This is a genomic window from Parvimonas parva (assembly GCF_016552165.1).
GTDB lineage: Bacteria > Bacillota > Clostridia > Tissierellales > Peptoniphilaceae > Parvimonas > Parvimonas parva.
Map to the genome: position 1 here is coordinate 1 of NZ_JACVDA010000003.1, position 25,200 is coordinate 25,200.

At 27.6% G+C, this 25,200-nt stretch carries 20 protein-coding genes; all 20 read right to left on the reverse strand.

Annotated features, from left to right (window positions below; all coding sequences use genetic code 11):
• Positions 1–108: 108 nt before the first annotated feature.
• The 20 genes from IBJ83_RS01195 to IBJ83_RS01290 all read right to left on the reverse strand — a co-directional run bounded on the left by IBJ83_RS01195 (position 109) and on the right by IBJ83_RS01290 (position 25,198).
• The gene (locus IBJ83_RS01195; protein WP_201275019.1) at positions 109–4,404 is read right to left on the reverse strand and encodes a PolC-type DNA polymerase III; all 4,296 of its coding nucleotides are present in this window, start codon (positions 4,402–4,404) and stop codon (positions 109–111) included.
• Between the two features lies 1 nt (position 4,405).
• The gene (gene ispG, locus IBJ83_RS01200; RefSeq protein ID WP_068472510.1) at positions 4,406–5,464 is read right to left on the reverse strand and encodes a flavodoxin-dependent (E)-4-hydroxy-3-methylbut-2-enyl-diphosphate synthase; all 1,059 of its coding nucleotides are present in this window, start codon (positions 5,462–5,464) and stop codon (positions 4,406–4,408) included.
• Positions 5,464–6,498 (reverse strand): RIP metalloprotease RseP, encoded by a 1,035-nt coding sequence (gene rseP / locus IBJ83_RS01205; RefSeq protein WP_201275020.1) that lies wholly within the window; start codon positions 6,496–6,498, stop codon positions 5,464–5,466. Before rseP ends, ispG begins: the two co-directional genes overlap by 1 nt.
• The gene (locus IBJ83_RS01210; RefSeq protein WP_201275021.1) at positions 6,498–7,280 is read right to left on the reverse strand and encodes a phosphatidate cytidylyltransferase; all 783 of its coding nucleotides are present in this window, start codon (positions 7,278–7,280) and stop codon (positions 6,498–6,500) included. Before IBJ83_RS01210 ends, rseP begins: the two co-directional genes overlap by 1 nt.
• A complete protein-coding gene (locus tag IBJ83_RS01215) occupies positions 7,280–7,996 on the reverse strand; it encodes an isoprenyl transferase (RefSeq protein ID WP_201275022.1) in 717 nt (238 codons plus the stop codon). The genes IBJ83_RS01210 and IBJ83_RS01215 overlap by 1 nt, the downstream gene beginning before the upstream one ends.
• The gene (frr, locus tag IBJ83_RS01220) at positions 7,996–8,553 is read right to left on the reverse strand and encodes a ribosome recycling factor (protein WP_201275023.1); all 558 of its coding nucleotides are present in this window, start codon (positions 8,551–8,553) and stop codon (positions 7,996–7,998) included. Before frr ends, IBJ83_RS01215 begins: the two co-directional genes overlap by 1 nt.
• Before the next feature lie 2 nt (positions 8,554–8,555).
• Positions 8,556–9,269, reverse strand: a complete 714-nt coding sequence (pyrH, locus tag IBJ83_RS01225) for a UMP kinase (RefSeq protein WP_201275024.1) — start codon at positions 9,267–9,269, stop codon at positions 8,556–8,558.
• 128 nt (positions 9,270–9,397) lie between these two features.
• A complete protein-coding gene (locus IBJ83_RS01230) occupies positions 9,398–9,976 on the reverse strand; it encodes a hypothetical protein (RefSeq protein ID WP_231698832.1) in 579 nt (192 codons plus the stop codon).
• Positions 9,977–9,978: 2 nt separating this feature from the next.
• Positions 9,979–10,329, reverse strand: a complete 351-nt coding sequence (locus IBJ83_RS01235; RefSeq protein WP_201275025.1) for a hypothetical protein — start codon at positions 10,327–10,329, stop codon at positions 9,979–9,981.
• Positions 10,330–10,437: 108 nt separating this feature from the next.
• Positions 10,438–12,465, reverse strand: a complete 2,028-nt coding sequence (gene recG / locus IBJ83_RS01240; protein WP_201275026.1) for an ATP-dependent DNA helicase RecG — start codon at positions 12,463–12,465, stop codon at positions 10,438–10,440.
• Positions 12,466–12,514: 49 nt separating this feature from the next.
• The gene (locus tag IBJ83_RS01245; RefSeq protein WP_201275027.1) at positions 12,515–14,137 is read right to left on the reverse strand and encodes a DAK2 domain-containing protein; all 1,623 of its coding nucleotides are present in this window, start codon (positions 14,135–14,137) and stop codon (positions 12,515–12,517) included.
• 12 nt (positions 14,138–14,149) lie between these two features.
• The gene (locus tag IBJ83_RS01250; RefSeq protein ID WP_068471807.1) at positions 14,150–14,503 is read right to left on the reverse strand and encodes an Asp23/Gls24 family envelope stress response protein; all 354 of its coding nucleotides are present in this window, start codon (positions 14,501–14,503) and stop codon (positions 14,150–14,152) included.
• 70 nt (positions 14,504–14,573) lie between these two features.
• Complete coding sequence (locus tag IBJ83_RS01255) at positions 14,574–15,938, reverse strand: MATE family efflux transporter (protein WP_201275028.1); 1,365 nt, start codon at positions 15,936–15,938, stop codon at positions 14,574–14,576.
• Positions 15,939–16,041: 103 nt separating this feature from the next.
• A complete protein-coding gene (locus tag IBJ83_RS01260; RefSeq protein ID WP_201275029.1) occupies positions 16,042–18,054 on the reverse strand; it encodes a bifunctional 4-hydroxy-3-methylbut-2-enyl diphosphate reductase/30S ribosomal protein S1 in 2,013 nt (670 codons plus the stop codon).
• A complete protein-coding gene (locus IBJ83_RS01265) occupies positions 18,032–18,622 on the reverse strand; it encodes a lysophospholipid acyltransferase family protein (protein ID WP_201275030.1) in 591 nt (196 codons plus the stop codon). Before IBJ83_RS01265 ends, IBJ83_RS01260 begins: the two co-directional genes overlap by 23 nt.
• Complete coding sequence (cmk, locus tag IBJ83_RS01270; RefSeq protein ID WP_201275031.1) at positions 18,622–19,272, reverse strand: (d)CMP kinase; 651 nt, start codon at positions 19,270–19,272, stop codon at positions 18,622–18,624. Before cmk ends, IBJ83_RS01265 begins: the two co-directional genes overlap by 1 nt.
• A 2-nt stretch (positions 19,273–19,274) precedes the next feature.
• On the reverse strand, positions 19,275–20,516 hold the full coding sequence (locus tag IBJ83_RS01275) for a BaiN/RdsA family NAD(P)/FAD-dependent oxidoreductase (protein WP_333473012.1): 1,242 nt from the start codon (positions 20,514–20,516) through the stop codon (positions 19,275–19,277).
• 153 nt (positions 20,517–20,669) lie between these two features.
• Positions 20,670–20,876: a 50S ribosomal protein L28 gene (gene rpmB / locus IBJ83_RS01280; protein ID WP_068471819.1), complete on the reverse strand. Its 207-nt coding sequence runs from the start codon at positions 20,874–20,876 to the stop codon at positions 20,670–20,672.
• Between the two features lie 85 nt (positions 20,877–20,961).
• Positions 20,962–22,944 (reverse strand): NAD-dependent DNA ligase LigA, encoded by a 1,983-nt coding sequence (gene ligA, locus IBJ83_RS01285; RefSeq protein ID WP_201275032.1) that lies wholly within the window; start codon positions 22,942–22,944, stop codon positions 20,962–20,964.
• A 1-nt stretch (position 22,945) separates the two neighbouring features.
• Positions 22,946–25,198, reverse strand: coding sequence for an ATP-dependent helicase (locus tag IBJ83_RS01290; RefSeq protein ID WP_201275033.1), 2,253 nt, complete (start codon positions 25,196–25,198; stop codon positions 22,946–22,948).
• Positions 25,199–25,200: the final 2 nt, after the last annotated feature.

A 25,200-nucleotide genomic window follows, 5' to 3' on the forward strand; every position in this document is an offset into this window, starting at 1 on the left:
ATCCTAAAAAAATATTCAATTACAAAACGCCTAGAGAATTATTTTTATGTGGCTAATTTATTCTTGCAATTTAGTAACCAAAATTTAAAAAATTTCAGTTCTTTATATCTACATTAAATCAAATAAACTAACTTGATTAGTTTGTTGTAATTTATTTAATACTCCATGTTCTTTTAATGATTCTAATGCATTTTTATTTATCTTTGTTCTCTCTTGAAAATCTTCAATAGAAATAAAAGGTAACTTTCTAACTTCTTCATAAATAGAGTTAGAGTTTACATCACTTACAAAGTCTAAAGCTCTAAATGGTGGTAAAATTTTTCCTTTACCATCGATTAAAAATTTTGAATAATGTGATTTTTCTAAGTCAACTTTACTTGCAACTATTCCGCGAAGATACATTTCTTCGGCAACTTCAAGAATATCATAAACGTCCTGCTCCTTTTTAGATGCAGACTTCCCAAGTTCAGAAATTTCTTTCATCTTTGCTTGTATAGCAGAAAGTCCTTTGTAAATTAAATTACCCGGATAATTTTCTATCTTAGTTGTAAAGTATGTTGCATAAAAAGCCTCAGGATAATGAACTTTAAAATATGCAATTCTATAACTCATCATTACATAAGCAACAGCATGTGCTTTAGGGAAAAGATACTTTATTTTTTTACAAGATTCGATATACCACTCAGGTATTCCATTTTCTCTCATATAACTTTCAGTTTCTTCGTCAAGATTTTTTCCCTTTCTTACTGTTTCCATTATCTTAAATGAACGTTTATTTTCAAGTCCTTTAAAAATCAAAAATGTCATTATATCATCTCTTGTACATATTGTTTCATTTAAAGGTATTCCTTGTTTTATAAGCTCTTGTGCGTTTCCAAGCCATACATCCGTTCCATGTGATAAACCGGAAATTCTTATAAGCTCTGTCAAAGTTTTCGGTCTTGTATCAAGTAACATCTGTCTTACAAAATTTGTACCATATTCAGGTATCCCAAGTGTTCCTACTCCGTCCTTATATTTATCATCAATAAATTTCAAACTTTCTGTAGAATAGAAAATATTTAAAGTTTCTTTATCGTCCATTGGAATATTTAAAGGGTCAACTCCCGTTAAATCTCCTAAATGTTTTATGATTGTTGGAACATCGTGTCCAAGTAAGTCAAGTTTTAAAATTCTACCACTTATAGATTTATAACTGAAGTGAGTTGTCTTTGTTTCAGAAGTTGGATCATCGGCCGGATATTGTATTGGAGTAAAATCATAGATTTCCTTATTATGTGGAACAATCATTACCCCACCGGGGTGTTGTCCACTCGTTCTTTTAACCCCTACTAATTTTCTTACATATCTTTTCATATTTCCTGAAGTCAAAGATAATTCTTTTTCTTCTACAAATTTTTTAACATATCCAAAAGCAGTTTTATCAGAAATTGTACCAATAGTTCCTGCTCTATAAACTTTATCTGAACCGAATAATTCTTCTGTATATTTATGGCAAGTCGGTTGATATTCTCCGGCAAAGTTTAAGTCTATATCAGGTTCTTTATCTCCGTCGAAACCTAAGAAAACTTCAAAAGGAATATCATGTCCTTCTTTAATCATATTTGTTTTACAATGTGGACATTCTTTATCCGGCATATCAACTCCGGATTGTCCACTATATTCATCATGAAATTCTGAATGTTTACAATTAGGACAAATATAATGTGGTATAAGAGGATTTACTTCTGTTATACCGGACATAGTAGCTGCAAAAGAAGAACCAACAGAACCTCTTGACCCTACCAAATATCCATCATCATTTGAACGCCAAACAAGTTTTTGCGCAATGATATATAAAACGGCATAGCCATTCTTTATGATAGAGCCTAGCTCTCTTTCAAGTCTATCCTCAACAATTTTAGGTAAATTTTCTCCATAAATTGATTTAGCTTTGTCATAACAAATTTTTCTAAGTTCTTCATCAGCTCCTTCAATGAATGGAGGGAATGTTCCATTTGGTATTGGTAAAATATCCTCTAACATATCTTTAAAAAGATTTGTATTTTTTACTACAACTTCATAAGCTGTTTCTTTACCGAGATAGGAAAATTCTTCAAGCATTTCATTCGTAGTTCTAAAATAAAAAGCTCCTTCTCTTTCAAGATTTCTATTTCCTTGACCATATAAAATTACATTTCTAAAAAGATAATCCTCTTTATCTAAATATTTTACATTTCCTGTTGCAACAACTAATTTATCTAATTTTTTACCGAGTTCAAAAATCTTTTTATTTATTTCTTTTAAATCATTTAGTTCTAAAACTTTTCCTCTGTTGTATAAATGTTTTAGATTTGATATTGGCTGAATTTCAAAAAAATCATAAAATTTTGCAATTTCTAAAATTTCTTCTTCACTTTTTCCTTCAATAAAAGCATTAAAAAGTTCTCCATTCCAATTTCCTGAACCAATTAAAAGACCATCTCTATATTCTTTTAATCTTGATTTTGGAAAACCTGCAACCTTTCTAAAATATTTCATCAAACCTTCAGAAACCATTTTATAAAAACCACTTAAAGCTTTCATCTCTTTTACATAAATTATTGAATTATATGAAATATTTTTTGCAACAGGCCATTTGGTTTCAATATTATTTATATTTTCATCAAAAACTTTTCCTTGTTTTTCAATTATTTTTATAAGCTCTAAAAGAATACCTGCACAAGCCTCAGCATCGAAACTTGCCCTATGGTGATTCAATAATTTTACTCCAAGCTCTTTACATAATGTATTAAGTTTATGATTCTTTAATTGTGGTAAAACAGCTCTTGCAAAGCCCATTGTATCAATAAAAGTCGGGTCAAAATCAAGAGAAAGTCTTTTACAATTAGTTTTTATAAATGAAATATCAAACTCTGCGTTATGTGCGACAAAAACAGCATCTTTAGAAAATTCTAAAAACTTAGGCATAATTTCATTTATTAAAGGTTTGTCTGCTACCATTTCATTTGTAATGCCAGTAATATCTGTAATTTCTTGAGATATTTCTTGCTGTGGATTTACAAGTTCATTAAAAACTTCAACAATTTTCCCGTTCTCAACACGAACTGCCCCGATTTCTGTAATATTATTTTTCAGATGTGAAAGTCCTGTTGTTTCAATGTCAAAAACTACAAACGTATCAAAACTTATTCCATCTTTATAATTATATAAAATTCTAGGATTATCTTCTAATAAGTTTAATTCAAGACCATAAAGAGCCTTTATATCATCTTTTCCAAATAAATCCATCATTTGCGGATAGGCTTGAACAACTCCTATATCTGTAACACCAATAGCAGTATGTCCCATTTGTGATAATCTTGATTTTAAAACTTGTAAATCAACACAACCGTCAAGACCACTCATCTGTGAATTTAAATGAAGTTCAACCCTTTTTTCAGGAGCCTCATCTACATAAACCTTATTAGGAGCAATTTCCATACTATTAATCATCATAGAAATTCCTCTAGCATATTGGTCGTATTCAACTCTACCAGTAGCAAGTACACAAATTCCCTTTTCAATAGACTTAGAATTTATTTTATCATTAAACATAGAAAATATTTTATCATCTAAAAATAATTTACAATTCATAGCAGAAGTATCATCTTCAATATCAAATAAAGCTAATTTTTTACCACTTTTAAGCTCTCTAATCTCTAAATCATATACTCTACCTTGAATTTTACAAAAACCACTATTTTGGTCTAAATCTATAATTTGTAAAATTGGGTCTTTATCAGAAATTTTTCTACCAATTTTAAATTCTTTGTTTTCTTCAATAAATTCTTTATTAGCTTTTGCCTTTTCAACTTTTACTTCATTTTCTTTTTGAATTTCTTTTAACTTATTTTCCAATTTATCTTCAAATTTTACCACAGATTTTTCTTCATGAATATCCAAAGAATTAAGCATAAAAATTTCTACATTTTCAGTAAATTTTTTTGAAATAAAGTCTTTTAAGTCATTTACAAAAGAATTAGAAACAAGTTTAAATCTATAAATTGAATTTGAAATAAAAATTTCAATATAATCTTCTAAAAAATTTATTCTATCATTATTAGTAAGAGAAAAACCATGATTTTTTAATAATCTTTGAGTTTCATTTACGAACTCATCGTAATTTATATAGTAAAAATATTCATAAGGATATTCAGCATTAGAAAAAGTCTGAACTGAAAATTCAACTTCTTTACCATTGAATAATTCATGAAGTTCTTCATCTAAAACCATAAGTTCTTCTATACCAATATCATCAGAGTTTGTAAGTAATTTAAAACTTATTTTTTCATCACCAAAAACAAACTCATCAATTATAAAATCTTCTGATAAGCTGTAATTTTTTCGACGTGAAAAATAAAAACTTTTTAAACTCCTATACATATTATTCCTCCGTATAATTATTTATTTCATTAATAAGCTCAGATAATAAATCTTTTTCTTCAACTTTTTTAATAATCTGACCTTTTTTGAAAATAAGTCCTTTACCATTTCCTCCTGCTATTCCTAAATCAGCCTCCCTAGCCTCTCCAGGTCCATTTACAGGACAACCCATTATGGCAATTTTCAAATTTTTCTTTACATGTTTTAATTCTTTTTCTGCCTGTTCAACAATATTTATTAAATCTATTTTAGTTCTTGAACAAGTAGGACAAGAAATTAAATCTATTCCATCTCTTAAAAGTCCAAGTGAACGCAAAATTTCTTTACCTACTTTAACTTCTTCAACAGGATTTCCAGTTAAAGACACTCTAATTGTATCTCCTATCCCTTTTGCTAAAATTATTCCAAGACCAACAGAGGATTTTATACTGCCTCTAAAACTTGGCCCTGCCTCAGTAATTCCTAAATGTAATGGATAATCACATAAACTACTTAGTAATTCATAAGACTCTACACAAATAGGTACATTACTTGATTTTATAGAAATTTTTATTTGGTCAAAATTTAATGACTCTAAAAATTCAACTTGGTCCAATGCACTATAAACGATAGATTCTTTATTAACTCCACCAAATTTATCTATAAATTTTTGATTTACAGAGCCGGAATTAACTCCAACTCTTATTGGAATGTTGTGATATTTACAACACTCAACTACTTCTTTGACTTTTTTTCTTCCTCCGATATTTCCCGGATTAATTCTTAAACAGTCAGCACCGTTTTCAGCAGCCATTATTGCAAGTTTATAATCATATTGAATATCTGCAATAAATGGTATTGTAGTCAAAGACTTTATCTTTTTAATAGCTAAAGCATCATCTAAATCATTAACAGCAGAACGGCTAATATTACAGCCCTCTTTTGTAAATTCATTAATTTGTCTAGCTGTAGCAAATACATCTTTAGTGATTGTATTTGTCATTGATTGTATAGAAATAGGAGAACCGCCTCCAATAGGCACGTTCCCCACAAAAATTTTCTTTGTTATTTTTCTTTCCATTAATTTGCTCCAAATAAAACTCCAAGTCTTAATACATCCTTAAAAGAAACGAATAATATAAGACCCATTAAAAATATAAAACCTATTGTATGAACAAGACCTTCTTTTGATCTTGAAATAGGTCTGCCTAAAATTAGCTCTATAAATAAGAAAACTAATCTACCACCATCTAAAGCAGGTATAGGTAATAAGTTTATAAATCCTAAGTTTACACTTAAAAATGCTGTAATGTATAGTAATGAATACCAACCATTACTTGCAGCGCTACTTATTGCTCCTACAACTCCAATAGGACCTGAAAGCTGTCCAACTCCTACTTTTCCTGTAAATAATTGTCTTAAAATATCAAACATAGAATTTATAAAATAAAAGAATGTATTAAAACTTTCTTTTACAGAAACTAATAAATTTCTTTCAAGTTTTGAACTAACTCCTAAAACTTTTTCATTTTTATTCTCAAACTTTAAAGAAATTTCTTTTTCTTCATTATTTCTAAGCACTTTAACCGTAGTTTCTTCTTTATCTAATTTTGATAAGCTTGTTTGAATATCTTTCCAAGAATTTATTTTATTTTCACCGATACTTAAAATCTTATCTCCTGCTTGTATTCCATATTTTTGTGCTACAGAATTATTCATAATACTTTCTATTGTAGTTGTTTGATGCCCTCTAATAGCAAACAAAGTAAAAAGTATTACAAAAGCTAAAATAAAATTAAATAAAGGTCCTGCAAAAATAGTTAAAATTCTCCCTCCAAGAGTCGCTCCGTTGAAATGCCCTCTTTCTGAAAAATCTAATTCTGTATCTTCTTCTCCTTCATCTTCACCCTCCATAGCACAAAAACCACCAAGTGGTAAAGCTCTAAGAGAATATAGAGTATCACCTTTTTGTTTTCCAAAAATTTTAGGACCCATTCCGACTGCAAACTCATTAACCTTTATCTTTGCTCTTTTAGCAAAAATGAAATGCCCAAATTCATGAACAACAACTACGACCATAAACACCAACAGTGCTACTATTATCTTTATAATCATTAAATATTACCTCCAAATATATAAAACACAATGTAAACTAAAGGAGTTACAAAAATAATACTGTCGAATCTATCTAAAAATCCACCATGTCCTTTAATAATATTGCTAAAATCTTTTATACCCATTTCTCGCTTTATTTTTGATGCAAATAAATCTCCGATTTGTGCAACTATTGAAAGAATTATTCCTGATAGAGTTACAAAAACAATATTATTTTTTAACACAAAGTAATTAAATAAATTTAACAATATTAGTGAACCGAAAATTCCACCTAAAGCACCTTCAATAGTTTTTTTAGGACTTATACTTGGACATAATTTGTGTTTGCCAAAAATCATTCCAAATAAATATGCGAATGTATCAGTTCCCCAAGAAATTAAAAATACTATCCATAAAAGATTAGTATAACCTAATTTCAAAAAAACTCCCATAGGTACTGAAATATAGATAAAAGAAAATAATAATCTACCTAAGCTCTCAATACTCATTTTATTAAAGAATAAGTAATATATGGAAATAATAAGAAAATATGATGCAAAAAAAGTTAAAACTAAATTTTCATTTGAAATACTTATAGAATACAACATTCCCATAGAAAATATTAAGCTAAAACCAATCATAAACACATCGTTTAACTTAAAAGTCCTAAATAATTCAATTAAGCAAAAAATAGTAATAGCCATAGAGTATCCAACTAATGCATACCCTTTAAGATAAATACAAATAAAAGATATTATTAACATCAAAGCACCACTTATAGTTCTATTAATAAAACTATTCATTAAATTCCCCCAAATCTTCTATTCCTATTTTGAAAATCATATATAGCATCATACAAATCTTCAGCATAAAACTCCGGCCATAAAATATCTGTAAAATAAAATTCAGAATAAGCCAGTTGATAAATCAAAAAATTACTTATTCTTTTTTCATTTCCAGTTCTTATAATTAAGTCAACATCAGAATTTTCTTTAGTATATAAATAATTTTTAAAAGTTTCTTCATTTAAATCATCAACAGAAAATTTACCATCGGAAATATCTTCGTATAATTTCTTTATAGAAGAAATTATTTCGGCTCTTCCACCATAATTAAGAGCAATATTTAACACCATTCCTGTATTATCCTTTGATTTTTCTATGCTATCATCTAACAATTTGACAATAGAGCTTGGTAATTTACTGTAATCTCCAACTACTCTAAAAATTATATTATTTTCTAAAATTCTTTTTAACTGAGAGTTTATATAGATAACTAAAATATTCATAAGACCCTTTACTTCTTCTTCAGGTCTTTTCCAATTTTCAGTTGAAAAAGCATATAAAGTTAAAGTCTTTATCCCTATCTTACAACATTCTTCAACTATATCTACAACTCTATTCATTCCTTCTTTATGTCCGGCAATTCTGGGCAAAAATCTGTTTTTTGCCCAACGTCCGTTCCCATCCATAATTATACCAATATGTCTTGGTATATTTTCAAAATCTATATCTTTCATTAAATTTCCATTAATTCTTTTTCTTTTGATTTTGTAATATCATCTACTTCTTTAGTAAACTTATCTGTAACTTTTTGAACTTGTTCTTCAGCTTGTCTTAATTCGTCTTCACTGATTTCTTTATCTTTTTCCATTTTCTTTAATTTATCAATTCCATCACGTCTTAAATTTCTAATAGCAATTTTTGCATTTTCACTATATCCCTTAACAACCTTAACTAATTCTTTTCTTCTATCTTCAGTTAATGCAGGGAAAGGTAATCTTATAACTTTTCCGTCATTAGAAGGAGTAATTCCTAAATTTGATGCTAAAATAACTTTTTCTATCGGAGTTATTAAAGATGCGTCCCAAGGCTGAATTACTAATAATCTAGCCTCCGGAACTGAAAGTGATGCAACTTGTTTAATTGGTGTTTCTGTTCCATAATAATCAACAGTAAATTGGTCTAAAATAGCAGGATTAGCTCTTCCAGCTCTAACAGTTGTCAATTCTGTTTCATAAGCCTCTATTGATTTTGACATTTTTCTTTCTAATTCATTAATTACTTCTTTATACATATTTATTTCCCCCTTACAATTGTTCCTACTTTTTCTCCCTTTGCAACCCTAACCAAGTTTTCAGGGTCATCAATTCCAAATACAACAAGTGGAATATTATTATCCATACAAAGAGAAGTTGCAGTAGCATCCATTATACCTAAACCTCTATTTAAAATTTCTATATATGTTAGTTCATCAAATTTCTTTGCATTATCAAATTTATTTGGGTCACAATCATAAACACCATCTGTTCCTGTTTTACCAAGTAAAATAACATCTGCATTCATTTCAGCAGCTCTTAAAGCTGCAGTTGTATCTGTTGAAAAATATGGCATACCTGTACCAGCACCAAAAATAACTATTCTGCCTTTTTCAAGATGTCTTTCTGCCTTTCTTTTTATAAAAGGCTCAGCAACTTCGTGAACATTAATTGCTGTTTGAACTCTTGTCGGTATTCCTAAATTCTCCAATGTAGCTTGTAATCTTAAAGAATTTATTATTGTTGCAAGCATACCCATGTGGTCTGAAGTTGAACGTTCTATATTTTCACTTGAACGACCTCTCCAAAAATTACCACCACCAACCACAATACAAATTTGAATTCCTAAATCATATACATCTTTTACTGATTTACAAATTTTTTCGATTGTTTCATCATGAAGTCCATGTCCTACTCCACCGGACAAAGCCTCTCCACTAAGTTTAATAACTACTCTTTTAAAATCTAAATCCATAAAGTTTATCTCCTTTAAATTCTTACTTTAAGTTTACCATTTTTTCAAAATTTTTTCAATATTTAAAGCAAGTTTTTAAATGCAACAAAAAAGATTGAAATATTATTCCAATCTTTTTATAAAATATTTTAATCTCTATCTATTTCCATTTCACGTTCTATTTCAGCTTTAATTTTTGAAGGTAATTCATTCTTACTATCTTCTATGTCTTTAACTATTTCTTTATAATTTTTAGCTAATTGTTTTGCTTCTTTGTATTCAGTTAAATACTCATTGTTATCGTATTCTATTCCATATTTATTTACAATATCAACATATTCTATTCCTAAAAGAGTATCTAAAATTGTAAATTCATCTTTCAGTTCAAATCTATCATTAGGATAAAACTCACTATCTGCATTTATATATTTTTTACCATTTTTAACTTCTATCTTTGGATTAAAAGCTTCAAAAAAAGCCTCATCTTTACTTGGTTTTTTAAAAACCTTTCCATTTTTATCAACTATAACTCCGGAATATTTGTTCCAACAATAATCCGGATACTTTATATTAACTTTATCCATGGGAAATACAATACTTCCATTATCGTTTGCTGAAAACACTTTATTTTTTAATTTTTCAACTCCAACATTAGAAGAACTTTTACAAGATGAAAAAATAAACAAAGTACACAAACAAAAACTTAAAATTTTAAAAAATTTTTTCATTATTATCTAACCTCCATAAATTTTTTTCTAAAAGGTCTAGTGGCATTTCTATAGAGTTTTCCTGAATACAAAGCATACTTTCTCCCATTTATTTCTTTTGTTCTTACATAATATAAATAACCACCATAAGGAGTTCTATTCCTGTATTCAGTTTTCCAAAACTTCTTTTCTTCAAGTTTTAAATGATCACTATATTTAATAATAGTACTAGAAGATATAGCATCTACACTGGACGATTCTAACATTTCACCATTAAAATTCGCCTCAATTTCCAATGCGTTAGTATTAGCAGAAAACATACTACCCACTAATAATGAAAACGTTATTAATAAAATTTTAAATTTTTTAGTCATAATGACCACCTCCACATATAATTTTCTTTATTATATCACCTAGTAAAAATGAAATCAATAATAAATATTATAAAAAAGTGTTAAAAAAAAGACAAATAAAACATTTGCCTAATTCATAATAATATTGTTATTTAAGTTTTCGATAAATTCATTTACATTTTCTCTTAAAATTTGATTTTCTTCCTTTTCAAATTCAAAGTCATCTTTTAAAATTTCATCAACATACTTTATAGCGGATTTTAAAAGTTCATAATCTTTTTGAATATCAATCATTTTAAATCTTGCTTCACCCGATTGCCTATAACCGAGAATATCTCCATAACCTCTAAGCAAAAAATCCTGCTCGGAAATATAAAATCCGTCTGTTGATGAACACATAATTTCCATTCGTTTTTTCAAATTTTCACTTCTCTTATTACTAACTAAGATACAAAAACTTTCATAACTTCCACGTCCGATTCTTCCTCTAAGTTGGTGTAATTGACTAAGTCCAAATCTTTCTGCATTATAAATTACCATTATATTTGCATTTGGAACATTTATACCAACCTCAATTACAGTTGTGGCTACCAAAACTTTTATCTTTCCAATTTCAAAATTTTTCATAATCTCATCTTTATCCACAGGTTTCATTTTTCCATGAATAAACTCAATTTCTATATTTTGAAAGTATTTTTGTTTCAGCCTTTCATACAAATTTATAACCGACTGCAATTCCATTGTATCACTTTCATCAACAAGCGGACAAACTATATATGCTTGACGACCTTCTTCGATATGTTTTTTTATAAAATTAATATATCTTTGTTCATAGCTTTCATTTACAAAGTAAGTGTTAATCTTTCCACGTCCACTTGGTAATTCATCTATTGTCGAAATATCCAAATCACAAAACATAACAAGTCCAACAGTTCTTGGAATAGGCGTTGCACTCATTACTAAAATATCAGGGTTTTGAGATTTTTTAGAAAGTAAAAGTCTTTGTTTAACTCCAAATCTATGTTGCTCATCTGTAATTACAAGTCCTAAATTATTGTAAATAACTTTTTCTTGAAATACTGCATGAGTTCCTATTACAATATCAACTTCCCCACTTTCAACTTTTTCATAAATTTTCTTTTTTTCACTTTCTTTCAAACTTCCGACAAGTAATTCAACTTTTATATTATATTTTTCAAAAAGTTCCTTAGCATTTTCAAAATGTTGCCTTGCTAAAATTTCAGTTGGAGCCATTAAAACCGATTGAAATCCGTTTTTTACAACATTAAACATAGCAATGAATGATACTATTGTCTTCCCACAACCAACATCTCCTTGAATTAATCTATTCATCTGTTTATCACTTGACATATCTCTAAAAATATCATCTAAAACTTTATTTTGTGATTTTGTAAGTTTAAATTTTAATGAATTGATAAATTCAAAAGTTTCTTTTTTTATTTCAAAATTAATTGCATTGACTTTATTTCTTTTTAGTTTTTTCATAGCTAATTGAAAATAAAAAATTTCATCAAAAGAAAGTCTTTTTTTAGCTTTTAAAAAACTTTGATTATCTTTTGGAAAATGTATATTCCTAATTGCATTATCATAACTTTCCAAATTTAATTCTTTTAAAATATTTTCAGGTAATTTTTCTTTAAAATACGATTTACTTTTTAATAAATTTTTTATAATTTTTACAATATCTAAATTGGAAATACCCTTACAAAGATGATATTGTGGAATTACACTTCCAACAATATTAGCTTTATTTTGCATTGTCGGAGCTTGAATTTCTACATTTTTACCAAGTAATTTTGCTCTACCGTACATTTCATATACATTATTTATTTTTAAATTTTTCGAAATAAAATTATTATTAAAATAAACTATCGTACAATAATTCATTTCTTCATCCATCGCTAAAAACTTTGTAACTTTAATATTTCTCTTTTTTCTATTTTCCATTAAAGAAATAATTTTAAGTCGATATGAATAGTTTCCCTCTTCTGTAATCTCAGAAATCTTTTTAAATCTAGTCATATCAATATACGAATACGGATAATATTCCAACAAATTATTTACATTAAAAATTCCAAGTTTATTTAAAAGAGCTAATTTTTTCTCTCCTATTCCCTTTATATCTTTTAATTGCATAACTTTCCTTACAAAAAAAGTCCTTACGGACTTTTTAAATTTTTATTTTTTATTCAACTGAAATTAAATAATAGTACAATGGTTGTCCACCATAAACTAATTCAACTTCTATATCTTCATATTTTTCTTCAACAAGTTTTGCCAACTTTTCAGCATCTTTTTCTTTAACATCTTCTCCATAATAAATACTGATTATAGATGAATCTTCATCGATAAGCTCATCAACAAGTTTTTTGAAAGTATCTTCTATTTTCTTTTCAGAAATAGTAATCTTACCTTCATTTAATCCCATTAAATCATCTTTTTTAATCTTAACTCCATCAATTTCAGTATCTCTAAGAGCATAAGTTATTTGTCCAACTTTAACATTTGAAATTGCCTCAGTCATAACTTCTATATTTTCTTCAACAGATAAAGACTCATCAAAATTAAATAATGAACTAAATGCTTGTGGAATTTGTTTTGTCTTTATAACATGAAGTCTTTTTTCTGAAATTTTTGCAGCTTGCTCTGAAACAAGAATAATATTACTATTATTTGGGAAAACAAAAATATCATCTGCATTAATCTTTTCAACTGCTTTTAAAATATCTTCAGTTGACGGATTCATTGTTTGTCCACCTGTGATTATTTCATCAACTCCCATACTCTTGAAGATTTCATCAATACCTTCTCCTGTTGAAATTGAAATAAAACCATATTTTTTATTTTCTTTAACTTTTTCAGAACGTTTTGCCTCTGCAACTTCCTTGTCTGTATGGTGTAAATGATTATGTTGTCTTCTCATATTGTCAATTTTTAAATCATGTAATGGTCCAAACTCTAATGCCCATTCAATAGCTTGTCCAGGGTGATTTGTATGAACATGAACTTTTATAATATTGTCGCCCTTAACGACAATTAAAGAATCTCCAATACCTGAAAGCTTATCTCTTAAAATTCCATATTCTTCTGAATCACTTGTAACCATAAATTCAGTACAATATCCAAATTTAATGTCCTCATCTTGTTGCGCAGCTAAATGTTCAATTCTTGCAGGTTTATTAAATTCATAATTATTTTTTATTTCAACAATTTCATCTCCTAATGCACCTTCTAAAAGATACATTAAACCACGTCCACCTGCGTCCACTACTTCCGCTTCCTTTAAAATAGGTAAAATTTCTGGAGTTTTTTCCAAACTTCTAAAACCTTCTTTTAAAATTTCTTTACAGAATTCAATTTCATCATCAAAATTTGCATAATTAGCCTCAGCAAACTCTCCCATTTCTCTAATAACAGTAAGAATTGTTCCTTCAGTTGGTTTTATAACTGATTTATATGCAACTTTATAAGCATTTACAAAACAATTTTTTAATGTTTCAACATCAAGAGTAACACTTTCTTTACTTCCCAAGTGAAAACCTCTTAAAATTTGAGATAAAATTACACCTGAATTTCCTCTTGCCCCCATTAATGCACCGTCACTAATAGCCTTAGTAACATCTGCACAAGTATTAACTTTTGAATTTTCTAAATTTTTAATTGCTGATTTAATAGTCAAAGACATATTTGTACCTGTATCTCCATCTGGAACCGGAAATACATTTAGGCTATTAACTATCTCTTTATTTGTTTCAAGATAATTACGAGCTCTTACAAATGCCATTTGTAACTGTTCACTATTTATCATAAAAACTTCCTCCTAATTACCTTCTACTTTTATTCCTTGCACATTAACATTAACTGATTTAACTTTTAAACCAGTTAAGTTTTCAACATTGTATTTTACATTTTCTATTACATTCTCACAAACTGTTGAAATTTTAATTCCATATTGAACGACAATATGTAAATCTATAAAAATATTATTATCTTTAAGTGCAACATGAACACCTTTGCTAGAATTATCCCAACCTAAAAGTTGATAAATTCCATCTTTAGGAGAAACATTAGCCAATCCGCTAACACCATAACTTTCTCTTAATACATTAGCTACGATTGTTTTAACCACAACTGGATTAATAGAAACTTTACCTAATTCATTATTAAATTCCATAAAATACCTCCTAATTATATATAAATATATAAATTACTATATCAAATTTTAACAAAAAAATCAACTTTTTTTACAAATCTTTAATTGCAGACTTCCATTTCACTTTTAAAACAAAGAAAAAGAATATGAACGCTGCCATGCAATTTGAAAATAAATTTCCCCAAAAAATTGAATAAACTCCTAAATATTTTTCTGTAAAAATTATAAAAATATATCTAAGTAACCACACTCTCATTATTCCGGTTAATAATGGCATTTTTGTTCTTCCAAGTCCAATAAAAACTCCCTGTTCAACTGTAAATATACCAAAGCCTATTACCGAATACATATAAATTGTAAGCGCTTTATTTGTTATCTTAGTAATTTCAGAATTTTTTTGGAACATTTCAACAATATATGGATTTAAAGGTGTAAAAATAATTATAATTGAAAAAACTATAAGTAAAGATAGTAAAATTCCATAATAAAAAACTTTTTTAGCATTTTTTGTATTTCCATTACCAATATTCATACTAACCATAGTCGTAACAGTTGTTCCTATACTTGTTGGCAAAACAAAATAAATTGAATTTATATTTGACGCAATTGTTGAGGCGTTAAGGGCAATAGAGCCATACTTAACAACTTCTTTATTTATTAAAAAGAATCCGATATAAACTAAAATATAGGATAAAATACTAGGAATTGCCAAAGCCATAGTCTTTTTAACAAATTCAAAATCAAACCTAAATCCTTTTAAAGAAAGCATAAAATCCGATTTTTTTACAAATAAATCATAGTACATCCAAATACCTATTAAAAAGTAAGACACAAATGATGCAGATACTGCTCCAATAACTCCTAAATTCAAAATTGATAAAAATAATGTATTAAATATAATTTTTAAAATTAATAAAATTATCATTCTTAAAAAAGGTGCCTCAGGATGTCCCGTTCCGTTTTTTATTGAATTAAAAATTGATGCCATAAATAAAAATGGTAAAACAAAAGAATATAACCCAAGATATTGAAAAACATGAACTGAAAGCTCACTACTTACACCTCTTGAAATTATATAAGATAAAATAACACATAAAGGAGATAACAATAATCCAATTACAAAAGATAAAACTAAAATTTGTACTGCACTATGTTTAGTTTTCTCTATATCTCCCTTTCCATAAAGTTGTCCTATAAGTGCTGAGGCTGCAACACTAAGTCCTTGTGAAAAAGCATTTAAAATACCAATTACCGATTGAGAAAATCCTATCGCTCCTGCAATTATATAACCGGAGTTATTATTTAAAAACAATCCGTCTGTGATTGGAATTAAAGCCTGAACAATTCCCATCATAAACATAGGTATTGTTAAAATAATCATTGTTTTTAAAACTTTTTCACTTAAAATCATATTACGTCGCTCTTGTGAGCTTTTATTTAAAAATTTTATATTCATATAATCACTCCGTTTTAATTATATACCCTTATAAAGAGTATTGCAACGAAAATATAAAAAAGCTGTTGAAAATTTTCAACAGCTTTAAAATTTTTAATTAGAATTATAATTCTATATCAAGTAAAGCACCGATTGAATTATCTAACTCTTGATTTTCAAATTTTGTTTCTTCTTCTTTTTCTTCTTCAACTTCTTCTTTTTCTTCTTCAACAGTTTCTACAACTGGTTTTTCAAGAAGTTCTTTGATTGATAAAGAAATTTTTTGGTTTTCTTCATCAATATTGATGATTTTAACTTCTACTTCTTCCCCAATATTTAAAACATCAGATGCTTTTTCAATATGATCATGAGAAATTTGAGAAATGTGAACTAAACCTTCAACATTTTCTTTTAATTTTACAAATGCACCAAAATCAACAAGATTGATTACAGTACCAGTAACAACATCACCAACTTTATTATTTTCTAAGAATAATTCGAATGGTTTCTTTGTTAATTGTTTTAAACCTAAAGAGATTCTATTTCTTTCTCTGTTAAGTTTTAAAATAGTAACTTCTACTTCATCACCTACTGATAAAATATCAGAAGGTTTTTTAATTCTATTCCAAGAAATATCTGAAACATGGATTAAGCCATCAACATCACCTAAGTTTACAAATGCACCAAAGTCAGTTAATTTTCTTACAGTTCCTTTTAATACATCGCCAACTTCTAATTTACTCCAAGCTAAATCTAATTTTTCATTTAATTCTTTTTCTTCAATTTCTCTTCTTGAAAGAACAACTTTTTTCTTTCTTTCATCAAGATTAATTATAGCACATTCCATTTTTGTACCAATATATGGTGTAAAATCTTTTACGAAGTTAGTTGTAATATGACTTGCCGGGATAAAAGCATTAATACCATCAACAGTAGCTAATAGGCCTCCTTTAACTTCTTTTACAACTTCAGCTTCTACTAACTCTTTATTGTTGAATTTTTCAACAAGATTTTGCCAATCTTTTAATGATTCTACTCTCTTAGCTGATAAAACAACATTACCTTCTCCATCATCAAGTTTAATTACATAAACATCAATTTCTTGCCCTTCATGGAATAAATCCTTAGGTCTTTTAGTAATGTCAGTAGATAACTCATCAAGTTTAATAATACCATCACTTCTATAACCAATATTTACCATAACTTCTGTTTCAGTAACATAGATTATAGTTCCTTTAACTACTTCTCTTGGATAAATTCTCTTAATACTCCCTTCTATTTGTTCCATAAATTCATCCTTGCTTAAAATTTCCATACCTTCAACTACCTCCTCTATTAACCAATCCGGAGTTGAAGCGCCGGCGGTTAATCCTATTTTCTTATATTTTACCATATCTTTCAATGGTAAATCTAAAAATGTTTCAATCCTATATACGTTTTTACAATGCTTTTTAGCTACATCATAAAGTTTATTTGTATTTGAGCTACTGTATCCCCCAATAACTATCATACAATCAACTCTTTTAGAAATCTCTTCACAAGAATTTTGTCTTTTAGAAGTTGCATCACAAATTGTATTTTCAATTATAACATTTTCATTTCTATCTTTTATTATACCAGAAAATTGAAAAAATTTCTCTACTAAATTGGTTGTTTGTGAAATAATATATAAATTTTTTTTATTTTTTATCATTTCTGCCTCTTCTTTTGTATTTATTACACAAAATTTATCACCACAATATCCAACCATAGCTTTAATCTCAGGATGATTTTTATCCCCTATAATTATAATTTCATAACCTTCTTTTACTTTTTTTTCAATTTTTCGATATATATTCAACAAAACCGGACAAGTACAATCAATATGTTTATGTCCAAACTCCGTCATTTTTTTCTTTATACTTGGATGTATTCCATGAGAACGTAAAACAATCGTTCCTTGCTTTTCTTTTTCAAAATTGTCTATTACTTTAAGTCCTTTTCGATTAAATTTTTCGACAACTTGAGGATTGTGAATTAACTCTCCATAAGAATACACCGTTTCTTTTTGATTTTCATTCAAAGTCTTTTCGGCTAATTTAACAGCTCTTTTTACTCCGAAACAAAAACCTGCATTATCTGCTACATATATTTCCATCTCTTCCTTGATAAATTTTATAGAATAACTCTTCTGTTAATTTATCAATAGCCTCCGAATCTTCCATATTGTCAAAATTATTAGTTTCAATCATAGGATAAACATCAACAGTTATTTTAGAAAAAATCTTATAACTAGCCTCAATATGAATAGGCAGAATATTTACTTTATTTTTTAAAGCAATAAGTGCCACACCTTTTTTCATATTATTTATATCAATAGTCTTAACTCTGGTTCCTTCTGGAAAAATTCCAAGCAAATCTCCATTTCTAATAACCCTAAAACAAGATTTTATAGCCTTTAAATCTGTATTTTCTCTATCTATAGGAATAACTCCTAATTTTGTAAAAAACTTTGCAGATAATTTTTTTTCAAAAATTTCTTTCTTTGATAGAAAAAATATTTGTCTTTTAGTCAACATTGCTAAAATAACAGGGTCAAAAATATGAGTGTGATTTGCGCTGATAATTATAGGTTTATCATCTTTGAAATTTTCAATTCCATTGACTTTGACTCTATAAATTATTTTTACAAGAACAGAAACTATTGCAACTAAAAATCTATACATTATCTTTCGCCTCTTATATGAGATAAAAATTCTAAAATTGTTTCTTTAAGAGATTTATCTGTTGAATCAATTTCAATAGCATCTTTTGCTTTTCTTAATGGAGATGCCTCTCTATTCATATCGTCATAATCTCTTTTTTCAATACTTTCTCTAACTTGTTCTAAAGAAAGTCCTTTTTTTCTTTCACTTTGCAAAAATCTTCTCTTTGCACGTTCTCTTGAAGATGCTGTTAAATAAAATTTAAAATCTGCCTTTGGAAAAATAACAGTCCCAACATCTCTACCATCAAGTACACAACTTTCTTCCATTCCTATCTGTCTTTGTATAGAAACTAAAATTTCTCTAACATAATCATAACTGGAAACTAAAGAGGCCCCTTTTGAAATTTCATCAGTTCTTATTTCTTTTCCAAGCTTTTTACCGTCCATATATAGACAATTAGCCTTATAAGTAAATTCTGTACTTTTAAGAATTTCCTTTATCTTTTCGTGATTATCCAAAGGAATATCATTAGAAATAAGTTTAAATGCTATTGCTCTATACATTGCACCTGTATCTATATAATTTATCTTTAAAATTTTAGAAAGTTTTTTAGCAATCGTACTCTTTCCAACTCCAGAAGGTCCATCTATCGCTATAATATAATCCATAATTACTCTCCTTTTTCTATACAAGAAACTCCGGCTAAATGTCCGGTTGAAAATGCAATGGTTAAATTATAACCACCAGTATTTGCATCAACATCAAGAAGTTCCCCTACAATATATAAATTTTTTATTAGCTTGCTTTCCATTGTCGAAGAATTGACTTCTTTAACTGAAACTCCCCCAATAGTAATAATCGCCTCACTTAATGGTCGCAAACTTTTAAAGTTAAATTCTAAATTTTTCATTGTTTCTACAAGTTTTTTTCTATCTTCTTTTTTTAGTTGATTTACAGAAAGCTCTCCATCAACTTCGGACTTTTCTAAAACTAACTCAACCATAGAATTTATTAAAACATTTGAAAGAACATTTTTTAAATTTTTATTTTTATTTTCGTCAAATTCTCTAAGCAATCTAAGGTCCAAAGTATGCACATCAAGTTTTGGCTTTAAATCAATAGAAACAATGAAATCCTTTGAATTATCAAAATATTTACTGGATTTTAAAACTATTGGTCCACTAAAACCTGTATGAGTAAAAAGCATTTCTCCGAATTCAGAATTAATAAGTTTTCTATTTGAGTTATATATTTTAAAATCGACAAATTTTAAACTAACACCTGAATATTTTCTTATTTTTTCTTTTACATCAATCCCAACAAGACCTGCCTTTAAATCTGTAATAGTATGCCCTAAATTTTTTAGAATTTCATGTCCCCTACCTCTTGAGCCTGTAAAAGGATATGACTTTCCACCTGTTGCAAAAATAACTTTATCAAAAAGTCCGTAATCTTTATTACATACCAATTCAAACTTATCTTCAACTAATTTAACATCTTTAATTTCAGTATTTAAAATAGTTTTTACACCCTTAATATTTAAAACATTTTCTAAAGTTTTTATAACATCACTAGACTTATCAGAAAGTGGAAATACACGACCACCTCTTTCAACTTTAGTTTTCAATCCATTTTCATTAAAAAACTTTAAAATATCTTCATTAGTATATGAATATAAACTGCTATACAAAAAATTTTTATTTCTATTTATCTCATCAAAAAATTCATAAATTCCCTTTGAATTTGTAATATTGCATCTACCTTTACCGGAAATATAAATTTTTTTACCAATCTTTTCATTACCATCAAACAAAAACACTTCAGTATTTTCATTTTTAGAAAAAATTGCACTCATAATACCTGATGCACCTGCACCAATAACTGCTATTTTTATAAAATCACTACCTCGAATCTAATAATTTAACTCTTATTAGTATAAAATATTTTTTTAATTTAGTCAAATTTTTTTAATAAATAATATGTAAGAATATTTTTCGTATTATTGTGTGAAATTTTTGTATAAAAAAATAGGAAGACAAATCTTCCTATAAAATTCAAAATATTATTATTCAGCTGAAGTAAATGAAGGTCTTTCAACAAAACCACTCTTTAAACAAGTAGTACAAACATTAATTCTTTTAACAGAACCGTCAACAACAACTCTAACTTTTCTAATGTTAGCGCCCCATGATCTACTACTTTTTCTATTTGAGAAAGTTACTTTATTTCCAAATAATTTTGATTTATCGCAAATTGCACATCTTTTTGACATTTCCTTACCTCCTTTTACATACTCATATTTAACAGTAGTATTATACCATACAGCTTGCACTTTTGCAAGTCTTTAAGTTATTTTTTTATCTTATCTTTTCTAAAAAACTTTCAAGAACATCTTCTGTTATTATTTCAATACCAAGTTCTTGAGCCTTTTTTAATTTTGAACCTGCTTTTTCTCCAACGACTAAAAAATCAGTAGATTTTGCTACTGCTGATTGTACTACAAGTCCATTTTGTGAAAAAATATCTTCTAAATCTTTTCTTTTATATTTTTCAAAAGTTCCTGTAATTACAATTTTTTTATCTGTAAATTCACTTTGCGCTACTTCTTCATAAGGACTCACTTCTATTCCTTTAGAAAGTAATTTATCTAAAGCATCTTTACTATATTCATCATTAAAAAATTCAAAAATAGAATTAGCTACAATATCTCCAACATCATTAATCTGTAAAAGTTCCTCAACGGTAGCTTTTCTTAGATTATCCAATTTTTTATATTTTTTAGCTAAATCTTTTGCAGTTTTAATCCCTACATTTGCAATTCCAAGTGCATAAATAAAATTTTCCAAATTTACTTTTTTACTTTTTGCTATGGAATCCAATAAATTATTTGCTTTTTTATCTTTAAATTTATCCAAAGTCATAAGTTCATCAAATTTCAAATCATAAATTTTATAAACTGTATCTACTCCCAACTTTTCAAAAAGAGCATCAATAGTTTTTTCACTTAAACCTTCAATATTCATTGCATTTTTACTTGCAAAATGAACAAGTGCAGAGGTTAATTGTGGAGTACAAGCAAGAGTGTTTGTACAGAAAAAATGTACTCCATCTCTAATTAATTCACTATTACAAAATGGACAATGTGTAGGCATTTCAATTTCTTTTTCATTCTTCTCATCACTATCCATTGTTCCTAAAATTTCTGGAATAACATCATTTGAACGTCTTATCAAAACTCTTGAATTTATTTTTACTTTTTTTCTTAAAATATCATCATAATTATTAAGTGTTGCTCTTTGAACTGTAACATCTCCTATTTCAACAGGTTCCAAAATAGCAGTTGGAGTAACTTTTCCAGTTCTTCCAACATTCCAAACAACTTCTTTTAAAATTGTGCTATATTCTTCTGCCTCAAATTTATATGCTATTGCAAATCTTGGAAATTTGTTTGTATATCCAAAGTATTCCCTAAGTTCAAAGTCGTTTACCTTAATTACAACTCCGTCTGTTAGGTAGTCAACTTTTTTTCTTAAAATCTCAATTTCATTTATTTTATCTTTAATTTCATTTATATTTAGACATTTTTTTTCGTATCCATTTACTTTGAATTTATTTTCTTTTAAAAAGGCTATCATATCTTCTTGAGTTTTAAACTGTTCATCTGATTTAAAACCAACATTATAAATAAAAGCATCTAAATTTCTCTTTGCAGTTTTTCTAGGGTCAAGATTTCTTATAGCTCCAGCTGCAGCATTTCTTGCATTTTTTAATGGAACTTCAGCAGTTTCGTTATATTTTTCAAGAGCAGAAAGTGGCATAATAGCCTCTCCTTGAATTTCAACCAATCCCTTATATTCGATTTCAAGAGGAATACTTTTTATTGTTTTAACTTGTTCAAAAACTTCTTCTCCATAAACACCATTTCCTCTAGTTGATGCAGAAATTAATATTCCATTATCATAAGTCAAGTTTATAGTTAACCCATCAAACTTAAATTCAACATAGTATTCTAAAGTTTTATTTGTGTTGTTTATTGAATTATATTCATTTAAAAGTTTCACACACCTATTATGAAAATCTTCAAGTTCTCCAAAACTTTGTGCTTTTTGTAAACTGTAAAGCTCTTTTAAATGTGTATGTTTTTCAAACTTTTCTAAAACTTCTCCCCCAACTCTTTGTGTTGGAGAGTTAGGCAAAATTATTCCCGTTTCTTTTTCTAATTTCAAAAGTTCATCATAAAGTTTATCATACTCGGCATCACTAACAATCGGCTCATCTAATGTATAATATTGATAAGCCCAGAGATTTAATTTTTCTACAATTTCTTTCATATTATCCATATTAAACCCTCTTTATACGTTTATCCTTTTTCAAGTCAAATAATTTAATTCCTTCTCCGTCAAAAGCAACCATAAGCATAACCTTTGCGCCTGCTTTTTCACATTTTATAACTGTTCCAACACCATATTTTTCATGCTTAATCTTTTCGCCAACTTTGTAAATATCTTTAGCTACATTTTCTTTATTTTTAGCATATTGATTAAGTGGTTTATCAAGTTTTGTTCTTCCAATATCGGCATTTGAAACATAAGTTCTTGAATAATCACCATAAGCATCATTTCTAATTTTAGAAGTAGAAACTCTTTCATCATCGAAACTAAATTCAACATTAATACTCTTATCATCAACAAAATTAATTATCTCATCTACAAAACCAGAAGTTCTATAAAGATTTAATTTACCATACATAGTCATACTCTTTGTTGAAGAAATATAAAGTTTTTCTTTTGCTCTGGTAATAGCAACATAGAAAAGTCGTCTTTCTTCTTCAAGTCCGTCATCTCTTTCTTTAATAGACCTTTCGCTTGGAAAAATTCCTTCATTCATTCCAATTATAAATACAACTTTATATTCAAGACCCTTTGCAGAGTGAATTGTCGTGAGTGTAACCACTCCGTAATCTTCTTCTGTCTTGTCAATATCTGATAAAAGACTATTTGTTTCAAGATATTCCAACAATTTCACATTTTTATAATTATTAGAAATTTCTTCTAAAAATAAATTTATATTTTCACTTTTCTTTTCAAACTCTTTCTTTTCGTTTTCTCTTAAATAATTTACAAACTCAATAGAATTTAAAAGTTCTTTAGTTAAAATTTCAACATCTGTATCTTCAACACAAGTTATGAATCCAAAAATCATATCTCTAAAACTTTCAAAACTATCTCTTAATTTTTTACTGATAGAGTCTAAAAATTCATTCCTAAAAAGTCCGTCAAAAAGACTAATTCTCTCTGCATAACAAAATTCTTCCAATTTTTGTAAACTAACATTTCCAATAGCCCTTTTAGGATAATTTATAATTCTTCTAAAAGCATTATCGTCCTTTGGATTTGCGATAAGTTTTAAATAAGCTAAAATATCTTTTATTTCTTTTCTATCATAGAACTTAAGTCCTCCAACCATTCTATATGGTATTGAATTTTTCCTTAAAGCATTTTCAATAGCAAAGGATTGGAAATTTGCACGATACAAAACTGCTATTTCAGAAAAATCATATCCGTCCATAATTAGCTTTGAAATATTTTGCGCAACTTCTATCGCCTCATAATTTTCATTTTGATAACTCTTGTAAATTATCTCATCTCCACCCTCTTTTTTAGTCCAAAGATTTTTCTCTTTTCTATTCACATTATTTTTTATAAGCTCATTTGCACAGTCCAAAATCTTTTGAGTTGAACGATAATTTTCTTCTAATAAAATAATTTTTGAGTTTTCAAAGTCATTTTCAAAATTTAAAATATTTGAAATATTAGCTCCTCTCCAGCCATAGATTGATTGGTCAATATCTCCAACAGCACAAACATTTTTATATTTTGATGCTAAAAGTTTTATTATTTCATATTGTGCATCATTTGTATCTTGATACTCATCAACATAGATATATTTAAACTTCTCTGAATAATATTCTAAAACTTCAGGACAACTTTTAAATAGTTCAATCGTTTTAAAAATCAAATCGTCAAAGTCTAAAGCATTATTCTTAACTAAAATTTCTTCGTATTTTTTATAAATCTTTTCTATTACATCAGTATTATTTCCAAAAGAAAAATATTTTGAAAACTCATTAGGTTTAACATTCTTTCCCTTAGCATCACTTATAAGGCCAATAACCGCTCCTTTAAATTCTCCAAGCACATTTTCCCAAGTAGGATTTTGTTTAAAAATTTCCTTTAAAACTAACTTTTGGTCATCTCTATCGTAAATTGTAAAATTGTTTGAATATCCAATCTTTTCTATATTAAATCTTAAAATTTTAGAACAAATTGAGTGGAAAGTTCCAATCCACATATTTGAAATATCTCTTTTAAAGATATTTTCTATTCTCTCTTTCATTTCTTTTCCGGCTTTATTCGTAAAAGTAATTGCTAAAATTTCATATTCACTTACATTTTTTTCTAAAACCGCATAAGCAATCTTTGTAGTCAAAACTTTTGTCTTTCCACTACCTGCACCAGCAAGAACTAATAGTGGAGAGCCAAAATGTTCCACTGCCTCTAATTGTCTATTATTTAAACCTTTTAACAAATTCATAT